This window comes from Luteibacter sp. P4_E6 (genome assembly GCF_056401535.1).
The window spans coordinates 1-11,306 of sequence record NZ_JBFUJE010000095.1 but is presented as its reverse complement, the minus strand read 5'-3'; the positions used below and the strand labels follow the sequence as shown (position 1 = coordinate 11,306).

Genomic DNA, 11,306 nt, shown 5'->3' with positions numbered 1-11,306 from the left:
GCGCCAGATCGTGATAATTCGCATACGAACGCGATTGATTCTTGCGCCCGAATTGCGCGTTCCGGCTATCGGGGCTGCCGACGCCCCGTTTGTCCTCGATCCATTTCCTGATCTGCCGGGTCACCAGACCACGGTCGTCCGCCTGTATGAACCGGAAGGCGGTGTTCTCCAAGGTCCGGGCGGCGAAACGCAGCGGCCCCACGGCACCTTCCATATTGCGCTTGACCGCTTGCACACGAGCATTGAGATCGCGCCCTCCGACTTTTACGTCACGTGTGTGATCCACGTCGTCGACAATAAGGTAGCGCTGCACGACGCCCGACTGCGCCTGCGAACCGGCGGTCGTTTCCGCACGCCAATCCGCCTGCTTACGTTGTGCGGCGTGCGCGCCCTTGGTGTCGGCTTCGCGCTCCAACGCAGCATCGTCGTTGATCGGCACGCCCTGATCTTGCAGTGTCGGCTTTACGCGCCCCTGGCGCTGTTGAACGATATGCCAGGCTTCATGCGGCAAATGTCGCTCCTCGCCGCGGGCGAGATGGATGTGATTGCCTTGCGCGTAGGCCAGCGCGCTCAATTGCGCGGGCAAGGGCGAGGCGTAATGCACGCGCACCGCACTCATGTCCATCCTGGAGAGCGATTCGATGCCGGCGCGCAAGCCGGACGGGAGCGCCTTTGCTGATCCGGCAGAAGGTACGCGTTGTATCGCGCGGGGCGCGTAATGCAGCGCGGGTGGTGTAGCGGTTAGCTCGGCGGCATGCATCGACAGGGCACGCTGTATCGGGACCTGCACTTGCCGTTTTTTTCCCGTTTGACGTTGCGTCGATGGGGTGAGCATCTTGCCGCCCTGAGATGATGAGTAGTGTTTCAGACCAAGCTCGCAGCCAGCATGCGACTTATACACCGTCTTTCGACGTTCCAGGTCAGCCATACCGGCTCATTTCCGGCAACGGTTCGGGCCGACGCTACCAACGGCACACGTTAGTCCGCCCTCTGCTCCCAGCACATGCGCGCGTGCGCCTGCGCTGTGCACTGCACGCTCATGTGCGTTAGCGCGCCAATGGCCTCGAGACCATGTGCCACGCGCTGGCAATCCACCGTTTCGGACTCATGGATGAAGTCGGCGAGTAGCCGTGTCAGGCTACGTGCATATTGAAGCCACTCGGTAACCTCGTTCATCAGGTGGTTGCCTGCGAGGCTTCGACAGCGACGACCATATTTTTTGATGCACTCGTCTGAATCATTCCGATGCACGGTTGGTCGCGTTCATTCGAGAGATGCTCGATCCTTCCATGCAGGCCCATGGCATTTTGACGTTTCCACAGCAACGTCCGACGTCTTCGTGCGAGCGAGAGCTACAGACGCCCTACCCTCTGCGGGCCAATCTTGATCGGCGCCTGCGGAGAGCTCCCATGACAATTCTCAACCCGACGACTAATGCTTCGAAATCGGTCGCGATTCTCAATTCAGGTGACTATCCGCACCGCTACGCTGACGTTACCAACGCAGAACTCAGGAAGGATGATCCGGTGACTATCGAGACCCTGCTCAGAAGCATCGACGGAAGGCTCCAGATGATGGACGGACGCCTGGACCGCATGGACAAGCGTCTGGGCGAGATGGACAAGCGTCTGGACAACATGGACAGGCGTTTCGATAACGTGGACAAACGCCTCGACAAAGTCAGCGAGGACATCGTCGATCTGAAGGTTCAGACGGTAGCAATCGGAGCGCGCCTCACCGGAGTCGAAGAGCGGCTTGATCGGACCGACGAACGAGTTGATCGAGCCGAGGAAAGGTTTGACCGGCAAGAAAGCCGCCAGCGCGGAGCTGACAGTCAGCTCATTCGGTTCGAAGCGCAGCTTAAGCGTCTTCCTTCATGGAAGAGCGTAGGAACGACGATCGCTGCCGTCACAGCGGGCTGCTGCGGGCTGTTTGTCTGGCTCGCCGAAGGCGGCGCAAAGACCCTGGTCCGGTTCTTCGAGTAAGCCGATCGTCCAATTGAACAGATGCCCACGCACCAAGAAATAAGAGGTACCCCGCATGCCCGCCATACATATCGAAACGCCGAAGAACGACGTGGCTCAGCCGAAGGGATCCACCCAATCCCTCAGCGGTGACGTCGCGATGAGCATGCTTCTGGAGGTGCAACGCGGCGTGACCGATCTGAAGATCGGCTTGACCGAGCTGAAGGTCGACGTCAAGCACCTGACGACCACGACCGAGTCGATCAGGGAGAAGGTAGAGACCCTGGAAGGAAAGGTCGAGAGTCTGGTCCGCTGGAAAAGCGGCGTGTTCGGCGGYGTCGCCGTGCTAGCCGTCCTTTGGGGAATCTTTAAGGCGTTTTCAGGCTATGTCCACCTTAGCCCCGTGGAGACGCCTGCCAAAGCTGCGCCAGCGGTCGCCCTTCAGATGTTCACGTCACGCCCTGGCTCTACCTCACACTGGTGAAGTGCGCCTTCCAGACTTGCCTGCTCATCGACCCTATCCAGGCCTGCAGCCTTTCCGGCAAGCATCCCGTCGATACGCCGAACTCGCGCATCCATCGCCACACGAAGCTGCTCCCGGGCTTGCTGACCACAGGGTGTCCGCGGCTTCCACGTCGTCAGGGCCGCTGCTCGCGCCTTGAGTACACCCAGGCGCTGCGGCGCTTCATCATGCCCCGCACGCTGCGCTTCAGTCACCTGCGCCTGCCATTCTGCAAGCGTCGCACGCAGGTCAGCGATGTCCGCCGCTTGTGCCGTGGCGTCCGCCGTCCGCGCCCGGTGGGATGCCGTGAACGCCAGCATGGCCGTGGTCGCCGAGGCCACGAATGCGACCAGGATCACCACGAGCGCAACGCGACGACCGTTGGCGCCGGAACGAGGCGTATCTGGCTCAGGATGGTTCATGTCGGCTCCGCTGCTGCGTAAGATCGCCCCATTCTGACCGATTGGCCGCACCCGTGGATGCCACCGCGGACGATCCGGGGCGCGACATGGTGTCGCTCGGAGGCGGGACTCAGGTAACGGAAATGATCTCGTTACGTCGATATATTCGGGTGATTCCCCCTCTCCAGGAATCCTCCACGCATGATCCGGATGTCCCGATTCGCCCTGTTTGCGGCGCTTACCACCGCCATCGCCCAGCCAGTCGTCGCCGACGAACTCAGGGTGATGTCCTTCAACGTCCGCACCATCACGGGAAAGGATGGACCGAACCGCTGGGAGGCACGACGGGACCTGTTCGCCGATACCATCCGGCAGCTTCATCCGGACGTGATAGGCACCCAGGAGCTGGCGAAAGAGCAAGGCGACGACACAGTCGCCCGCCTTCCGGAATACACCTGGTTCGGCCGCGATCGCTTCGGCGGTCACGCCGACGAACACATGGGCATCTTTTACCGGAAGGACCGCCTCAAGCTGGTCGAGAGTGGCGACTATTGGCTTTCCGACACTCCGGATAAGGTCGCGAGCATCACCTGGGGCAACATCTTTCCACGCATGGTGAACTGGGCGCTGTTCGAGCGACTCTCCGACCACAAGCGCTTCTACCTGCTCGACACGCACTATCCGTACCGCGATCAGGATGAAGATGCTCGCTCACGAAGCGCCCATGAAATGGCCGCGTGGATCGGGAAGTTGCCCGCCGGCGTCCCCGTCATCATCACCGGCGACTTCAATACCGGACCTGAGAGTGAGGCGCATGCCGCGCTCACGGCTGCACTGAAGGACGCGTGGTCCGCCTCACCGAAGCGGGAGGGCCCGGCAGACACGTTCCACGACTTCACCGGCAAACCCACGAAGCGGATCGACTGGATTCTCTATCGCGGCGTGGAGGCCACGTCGGTGCAGACCGTGACCACCTCGAAAGACGGCCGGTATCCGTCCGACCATTTCCCGGTCGAGGCGAACTTCACCCTTTGAGCTATTTCGCGTTACGACTTGTCAGCAGGCCCGCCGCCAGCGATAGTCGGCGCCAACACCCTGTGGGACAACGAGATGCGCCGTCTGCTTGCCACCCTTCTTCTGGCGCTCGTCGCCGCCTGCGCGTACGCCGCGCCTGCCGAGACCCCACCGAATTCGTACTTCGATCACGCCGGTCACGACGACATCTTGTCGGGTGGCGTGAAGATGATCACGATCGACACCCCCAAGGGCAAATTCCGCGTCTGGACCAAGCGGGTCGGCAACAACCCGACCATCAAGGTACTACTCCTGCATGGTGGCCCCGGCGCGACGCACGAGTACTTCGAGGCCTTCGACAGCTACTTTCCCGGCGCGAGCGTCGAGTATTACTACTACGACCAGCTAGGCTCGGCCTTCAGCGACAAGCCCACCGACGAATCGTTGTGGGAGATACCGCGCTTCGTCGACGAAGTCGAGCAGGTGCGCCAGGCCCTGCACCTCGATAAGGACAATTTTTACCTGCTTGGCCACTCGTGGGGCGGCGTGCTCGCGATCGAGTACGCGCTGAAGTACCCGCAGCATCTCAAGGCCCTGGTCATCTCGAACATGGTCGACAGCATCCCCGCCTACAACCAGTACGCGAACAAAGTGCTGATGCCGGCGATGGACCAGAAGAAGCTCGCCGAGGTCAAGCGCCTTGAGGCGGCGAAGAAGACGGACAACCCGGAGTACATGGCGATCCTCATGCCCATGCACTACGAGCAGCACATCCTGCGCATGCCGGCCGACCAGTGGCCGGAGCCGGTGCAGCGCGCGTTCGCCCACATCAATGAACAGATCTACGTGTCCATGCAGGGCCCGAGCGAACTGGGCGCAAGCGGCAAGCTGCTGCACTGGGACCGTAGCAAGGACCTGAAGAACATCAAGGTTCCCACCCTGGTGATCGGCGCGCAGTACGACACCATGGACCCGAAGTACATGGAGGCGATGGCTAAGAAAATGCCGAATGCCCGGTTCCTGCTGTGCCCGAAGGGCGGCCATATGGCCATGTATGACGATCAGCAGACCTATTTCACGGGGCTGATTGGGTTTTTGAAGGATGTGGACGCGGGGAAGCCTTTGCGCTGAGGTACATGGGCCCGGCATCACCGCTTCGTTGGCTTTTCGCCGATGAATCGGCTCCTACATTTGTCTACGGGTCTACACCTGTGAGACGGGTTTCTGGCAACATCACCCGGTTAACGACGCGCCTTAGCGCGCCAGCCGGACAGCCAAGCCCATGAATCTGCAAGCCAATTACGAACAGATCCCGCTCAAGGACTACGCCGAGCGGGCGTACCTCGACTATTCCATGTACGTGGTGCTGGACCGCGCCCTGCCCTTCGTGGGTGACGGGCTCAAGCCGGTCCAGCGCCGGATCATCTACGCGATGAGCGAACTGGCCCTTTCGGCCAGCGCCAAGCCGAAGAAATCGGCGCGCACCATCGGCGACGTGATCGGCAAGTTCCACCCACACGGCGACTCGGCCTGCTACGAAGCCATGGTGCTGATGGCCCAGCCCTTCTCGTACCGCTACCCGCTGGTCGACGGCCACGGCAACTTCGGCTCGCCGGACGATCCGAAGAGCTTCGCGGCGATGCGCTACACGGAATCGCGTCTGACCCCGATCGCCGAGGTGCTCCTGTCCGAGCTCCAGCACGGCACCGTAGACTGGGTGCCGAACTTCGACGGCACGATGGACGAGCCCTCCTGGCTGCCGTCGCGCGTGCCCCACGTGCTCCTGAATGGCTCGATGGGCATTGCCGTGGGCATGGCCACCGATATCCCGCCGCATAACCTGCGCGAAGTCGCGAGCGCCTGCATTCGCCTGCTGGACGACCCGGACGCGACGATCGCCGATCTCTGCGAGCACGTCCAGGGCCCGGATTACCCCACGCTGGCCGAGATCATCACGCCGCGCCGCGAACTCCTGGCCATGTACCAGAACGGTGGCGGCTCGGTCCGCGCCCGCGCCATTTACGAGCGCGACGAAGGCAACATCATCATTACCGCGCTACCGCACCAGGTATCGCCGTCGAAGATCCTCGAGCAGATCGCCGCGCAGATGCGCGCGAAGAAGTTGCCGATGATCGAAGACCTGCGCGACGAATCGGATCACGAGAACCCGATTCGGCTGGTGCTCGTGCCGCGCTCGAACCGCGTCGATGCGGACGAGATGATGCAGCACCTGTTCGCCACGACGGATCTCGAGAAGAGCTTCCGCGTCAACATGAACATGATCGGCCTCGACGGACGGCCGCAGGTGAAGGACCTCAAGATGGTCCTGTCGGAGTGGCTGCGTTTCCGCACCGACACCGTCACCCGCCGCCTGACGCATCGCCTGGGCCGGGTGGAGCGCCGCCTGCACCTGCTCGACGCATTACGCATCGCCTACCTCAATCTGGACGAGGTGATTCGGATCGTCCGTACCGAGGAAGAGCCGAAGCCGGTGCTTATCTCGCGGTTCCGTCTCGATGAAGAGCAGGCCGATTACATCCTCGAGACCAAGCTGCGTCAGCTGGCGCGCCTCGAGGAAATGAAAATCAATGAAGAGAGCAGCAAGCTCGAGGAAGAGCGCGCGCGTATCAGCGTGCTGCTGAAGTCGCCGGCCAAGCTGAAAAGCCTGATCAAGGAAGAGCTGCGCAGCGACGCCGAGAAGTACGGCGACGAGCGCCGCTCGCCGCTGATCGAGCGCAGCGTGGCTCAGGCGCTGGACGAAAGCGCGCTGGTCGCTTCGGAGCCAGTCACCGTGGTCTTGTCGCAGAAGGGCTGGGTGCGCGCCGGCAAGGGGCACGACATCGACGGCGAGGCCCTCTCCTACCGCGATGGCGACAGCCTGCTGGCGATCTCCCGTGCGCGTACGACGCAACAGGTCGCCTTCATCGATTCCACCGGCCGCGCCTATGCGACGCCGGCACATACGCTGCCCTCAGCACGAGGCAACGGCGAGCCGCTGACGGGCCGCTTCAGCCCGCCCGCGGGCGCGCGCTTCGATGCTGTCGTCACCGCGGACAACGACACTCGCATCGTGCTGGCGACCGACTTCGGCTACGGCTTCGTCACCCGCTTCGAAGCGCTGACGGGTCGGCAGAAGGCCGGCAAGCAGATCATCTCCCTCAGTGATGGCGCCYGCGTGCTGGCGCCGACGATCTCCGCCGACCCGTCGCGCGACCGTATCGTGGTGGTCACCGGCGAAGGCCACTTGCTCATGTTCTCGGTAGCCGAGCTGCCGGAACTCGAAAAGGGCAAGGGCAACAAGCTCATCGAGATTCCCAAGGCCAAGCTGGCATCGGGCGAAGAACGCGTGGTCGGTGTTGCGGTGGTCACCGAGGGCAAGGGTGAAATCACGCTTTACGCAGGACAGCGCAAGCTGACGCTGAAGTGGGCCGACCTTGTCGAGTACGGCGGTAGCCGTGCGACGCGCGGCGGGGTATTGCCGCGTGGGCTGCGTCGCGTGGAGCGGATCGAAACCACGGGTTGAGGCATGGCTGGTGGCCCCTGCCGGGGCCATCGCCGATGAATCGGCTCCCACAAATAGCCGCGCCGTGTGGGAGCCGCTTCAGCGGCGATGCTCTTAAAGCCGCGTCACGCCCCAAGAAACCATCCGCCCGTCCTTGTACGGCATCACCCCGTGAAACGGCCGGGGATCGACGTCGAACACCAGGGGCAGGAAGTGGCGGTCGCCTTCCCACATCGGCAAGGCATCGAGCTCACTCACCGGCACCCATTCCAGCCTGCCTTCAGGGTTCGACTCGAACGGCGTTCCGGAGTAGCGGTCGATGATGAAGATAAAGCCTAGCCAGTCCTCTCCGTTCTTGCCGAAGCCTGGCCAGTTCAACGTGCCACGCAGGCGCATCTCAAGGCATTCGATGCCGGCCTCTTCCATGATCTCGCGACGCATGCACGCGGYGATATCCTCGCCCGGCTCCATTTTTCCGCCGAGGCCGTTGTACTTGCCCAGATGCTGATCGTCCTGGCGGGCGTTCCGGTGAATCATGAGTACGCGCTGGCCGTCTGGCGAAATGACATAGCCGAGCGTGGCGACAATGGGCGTATAGGGCATGGCGATGACAGCAGGGGGGAAAAACCCGGGAGTTTACCCCCTCACCGTGCGAAGGCGGCGTTTCGCCCCTTGCAAGCCCAGTGCGACCCGGCGAACATCGACGGATGCCCCACCCCCAGCTTTCCCGCATGACCCGCCCCTTTCTGGCCCGCATCGCCATCGCGACGACCCTGGCAGCCACCGCCATGGGTTGCGTTGCGCCCGCGGACGCCGTGGATAGCCGCGACCTGGTCTTCGACAGCCAGTCCTATTTCGCGGTGACCGTCGACACGCGCCGTGAAGACATCGAGCTTCACTGGCGTAACCCGGAGACCGACCAGCCTTTCGGCACGATCGACGCGCTGAGGACCTGGACCGCGGGCAAGGGTCGACCGCTGTCGTTCGCCACTAACGCGGGCATCTACGATCGTGAGTTCAAACCGCTCGGCCTGTATGTCGAGAACGGCAAGGCGCTGGTCCCGTTGAACCTGATCCACGGCAACCCACGGTCAGGAAACTTTTCGCTGTTGCCCAACGGCGTGTTCGCCGTCTACGACGATGGCACCGCCGACATCCACACCAGCGAAGGGTTTCGCGACGCCGGACGCAAGGCACGCTGGGCAACCCAGTCCGGTCCCATGTTGGTCATCGACGGCGAGATCAACCCGCAGTTCGACAACGGTTCGGACAGCATGAAATGGCGCAGCGGCGTTTGTGCCAGGACACCGCATGAAGTGGTGTTCGTGGTCAGCCGTGCGCCGGTGAACTTCCACAGTTTCGCGCGCCTGTTCCGCGACGAGATCGGCTGCCGGGATGCCCTGTTCCTCGACGGCACGATCTCCCAGGCCTTCACACCGGACGACGGCTATGCGGGCGCGCCGGCGTTCATGACCAAGCCGTACGCGGGCATGATCGCGGTGTTTCCGAAGGCGCACTGATCCCTTCAGTCGTAGGGAACGTTGAGCCTGAGGCGATCTTTCCAGCCGACGCGAGCCTTGGCTTGCAGCGTGCGATCCGACGGCTGTACGTACGTGGCACAGTTCGGACCGTTGAAGCAGGTGTTCCAACCCGCTTCGTAGACCATGTTGTAAGACAACCTGCGCCCCTCGTTGCCGCGCAGCGGGAACTCCCAGACGACCTCGTATTGCGGATTCAGCGTGGCGGCGAGCGGTGTGGCCTGGGCGAGGCTGCCCCGGTGACCGCGCGCATTGATCCACTGGTAGATGGCCGGTACATCGGGCGTCCATCGCGTGGTCCGGTAGTACGTCGTGTCTGCATTGGTCCGCGTCTGCACCAGACGCATTTCCGACTGCGCGGTGTCCGTTGTCGCCTGTACCAGGTTCAGGCTGAAACTCATGTTCGGCGTGATCTTCCCCGTCGAGTCGACGGAGACGCCGGCCTGGGCGTTGCCACCGACGATGAAGCGCTCGGCCCGCGACACCGTCACGACGCCATCGATGGAATCGGCCGGATAAAGGGAACGTAGCGTCGGTCGCTGCGGACAGCCGAAAAGGTCCGGGCCGCCGGGCCGATCACACAGGAACAATTGTGTTTTCTCGGTACCGGGGAACGATGAGTTCACGGGCCAGGCGGACGCGACGCCGTCGTATTCAATCGGTCCCCAGCCACTATGGATCGACGCATCGAGCAAGCGACGTAATCCGCCCTGATCCGCGTCGAAATAGCCTTCCGTACCGGATCGCCGCCCGAAACCGCTGCCACCGCCCTCGCCGATGGTTTTGGCCCAGAACACGAAGCTCGTTCCGCCCGGTTCGATCGGATCGTCGTTACGCAAGAGCGCCCATTCGGTGACGAGACTCAGCCGGGGCTCGTCGGTGCCGCGAAACGGGAAGATGGTAAATTTCGGTGCTGCGGCGAGGTGCATCGAGAGGTTGCCGTACTGGCACCAGCGTCGGACCTCGATCGCGAAGGGGCGCAGCTCATCGCTTGTGGGCAACCCTTGACTGAACAGGGTCGCGGCCAGCTTCCTGCGGAATGCGCGGCAAACGGAGGAAGGCGATGCCGCTGAAAGGTCGAAGCTGACATCGAACGAACGTCGCGTTGCCTCGGCTGAACGGATGGGGCGCGTCACGTCGCTCACCTCTGCACGCTCGGCCCAGGTCCAGGCACGCAGCACGGCGAGGCGCTGAGTCGCATCGGTAGCATCGAAGCCGAAGATACCCAGGCCCGAACCCGGATCGAGCACGATGGTGTTGCTTGTCGGCCACGCGTACACGCCGTTCGGCCGGAGCAAGCGAAGCAACGACGCGGAACCGGTCAGGGCAATCCGCTTGCCGTCGTCGAGCCACGCCTCGATCTTCGATTCGACCTCGACCCGATTATCGTCGTCGGCCACGGTCAGGATCGTCAATCCGGCAACGCTGGTCTCGTCTCGCGTCACGGCCGCTGCCGACTCCCACGTGCCAGCAGCCGCCAGCATCGTGAGGGCGGTGCGCGCATAAGCTCTCATGTTCGTATCCCTACGTCCGCCCGTTATCGAGCCCGGAGAGCTTCACGGTTGCGCGCGCGTCTAACTATCGGCGACATGCGCCGATAGTTGTCGGCGATCAGCCCAGCATGCGCTCGCAGATCGCCTCGTACAGGTCGGGCAAACGCTCGAGGTCGGCGACCGACACGCACTCGTCCACCTTGTGGATCGTCGCGTTCACCGGGCCTAATTCGATCACCTCGGCGCCCATCGGTGCGATGAAGCGGCCATCGGACGTGCCGCCGCCCGTACTCTGTTCCGGATCGATCCCGCATAAGTCGCGGCAGACGCGCACGACGACCTCGCGCAGGCGCCCACCCGGCGTGGCCAGGAAAGGGTGCCCCGACAGGTGCCAGTCGATCGAGAATGCCACGTCATGCGCGCGCAAAATTGCCTCGGCGCGCTCGCGCAGGTCGTCCGCCGTACTGGCGGTAGAGAAACGAAAATTGATCAGCGCCACCAGCTCGCCAGGAATGACGTTATTCGCGCCCGTTCCCGCGTTGATGTTGGAGACCTGGAACGACGTGGGAGGAAAGTCGGCATTGCCTTCGTCCCAACGCTCCGCTGCCAACGCCGCCAACGCGGGCGCAAAGCTGTGGATCGGGTTCTTCGCCTTGTCCGGATAGGCCACGTGGCCCTGGACACCGTGCACGGTCAGGGTGCCCGAAAGCGAACCGCGACGCCCGACGCGAATGAGGTCGCCAAGCCTTTCCCTGCCCGACGGTTCGCCGACCACACAGGCATCGATTCGCTGGCCGATCTTCGTGAAGTGATCGACCACCTCGCGAACGCCGTGCAGCGCGACACCTTCCTCATCGCTGGTCAGCAATAGACCCACCGTACCGGGATGATC

Annotated in this window: 12 protein-coding genes; 6 read left to right on the top strand and 6 right to left on the bottom strand. The window is 63.0% G+C overall.

Annotation, left to right across the window (positions count from 1 at the left end):
• Positions 1–928, bottom strand: a 928-nt coding sequence (locus tag AC1DT2_RS08390) for an eCIS core domain-containing protein (RefSeq protein ID WP_477295829.1), incomplete at its 3' end; no start/stop codon positions are given.
• A 50-nt stretch (positions 929–978) separates the two neighbouring features.
• Positions 979–1,176, bottom strand: coding sequence for a hypothetical protein (locus AC1DT2_RS08385; RefSeq protein ID WP_477295828.1), 198 nt, complete (start codon positions 1,174–1,176; stop codon positions 979–981).
• A gap of 233 nt (positions 1,177–1,409) precedes the next feature.
• Between AC1DT2_RS08385 and AC1DT2_RS08380 the strand changes: the two genes are divergently transcribed.
• Together AC1DT2_RS08380 and AC1DT2_RS08375 are read left to right on the top strand one after the other, a co-directional pair.
• Entirely contained in the window at positions 1,410–1,985 is a 576-nt protein-coding gene (locus AC1DT2_RS08380; protein WP_477295827.1) for a hypothetical protein, read from the top strand.
• A 55-nt stretch (positions 1,986–2,040) separates the two neighbouring features.
• Complete coding sequence (locus tag AC1DT2_RS08375) at positions 2,041–2,448, top strand: hypothetical protein (RefSeq protein ID WP_477295826.1); 408 nt, start codon at positions 2,041–2,043, stop codon at positions 2,446–2,448.
• Here AC1DT2_RS08375 and AC1DT2_RS08370 read toward each other — a convergent pair.
• A complete protein-coding gene (locus AC1DT2_RS08370; RefSeq protein WP_157503971.1) occupies positions 2,406–2,888 on the bottom strand; it encodes a hypothetical protein in 483 nt (160 codons plus the stop codon). The genes AC1DT2_RS08375 and AC1DT2_RS08370 overlap by 43 nt on opposite strands.
• A gap of 180 nt (positions 2,889–3,068) precedes the next feature.
• On the opposite strand from AC1DT2_RS08370, the gene AC1DT2_RS08365 reads away from it, so the two are divergent.
• The 3 genes from AC1DT2_RS08365 (at position 3,069) to parC (ending at position 7,404) form a co-directional block, all read left to right on the top strand.
• Positions 3,069–3,902: an endonuclease/exonuclease/phosphatase family protein gene (locus AC1DT2_RS08365; protein ID WP_477295825.1), complete on the top strand. Its 834-nt coding sequence runs from the start codon at positions 3,069–3,071 to the stop codon at positions 3,900–3,902.
• Positions 3,903–3,977: 75 nt separating this feature from the next.
• Entirely contained in the window at positions 3,978–5,012 is a 1,035-nt protein-coding gene (locus AC1DT2_RS08360) for a proline iminopeptidase-family hydrolase (RefSeq protein ID WP_477295824.1), read from the top strand.
• Positions 5,013–5,163: 151 nt separating this feature from the next.
• Positions 5,164–7,404: a DNA topoisomerase IV subunit A gene (parC, locus tag AC1DT2_RS08355; RefSeq protein WP_477295823.1), complete on the top strand. Its 2,241-nt coding sequence runs from the start codon at positions 5,164–5,166 to the stop codon at positions 7,402–7,404.
• A 93-nt stretch (positions 7,405–7,497) separates the two neighbouring features.
• Here the strand turns inward: parC and AC1DT2_RS08350 are convergent, their stop codons facing one another.
• Positions 7,498–7,986 carry an NUDIX hydrolase gene (locus AC1DT2_RS08350; RefSeq protein ID WP_477295822.1) on the bottom strand — a complete coding sequence of 163 codons (489 nt, stop codon included), beginning with the start codon at positions 7,984–7,986 and terminating at the stop codon, positions 7,498–7,500.
• A 128-nt stretch (positions 7,987–8,114) separates the two neighbouring features.
• On the opposite strand from AC1DT2_RS08350, the gene AC1DT2_RS08345 reads away from it, so the two are divergent.
• Positions 8,115–8,903: a phosphodiester glycosidase family protein gene (locus AC1DT2_RS08345; protein ID WP_477295821.1), complete on the top strand. Its 789-nt coding sequence runs from the start codon at positions 8,115–8,117 to the stop codon at positions 8,901–8,903.
• Between the two features lie 5 nt (positions 8,904–8,908).
• Here the strand turns inward: AC1DT2_RS08345 and AC1DT2_RS08340 are convergent, their stop codons facing one another.
• Both AC1DT2_RS08340 and dapE read right to left on the bottom strand, forming a co-directional pair.
• Positions 8,909–10,435, bottom strand: a complete 1,527-nt coding sequence (locus tag AC1DT2_RS08340) for a hypothetical protein (RefSeq protein WP_477295820.1) — start codon at positions 10,433–10,435, stop codon at positions 8,909–8,911.
• A gap of 97 nt (positions 10,436–10,532) precedes the next feature.
• The coding region (dapE, locus tag AC1DT2_RS08335) for a succinyl-diaminopimelate desuccinylase (RefSeq protein WP_477295818.1) at positions 10,533–11,306 on the bottom strand (774 nt) is incomplete at its 5' end.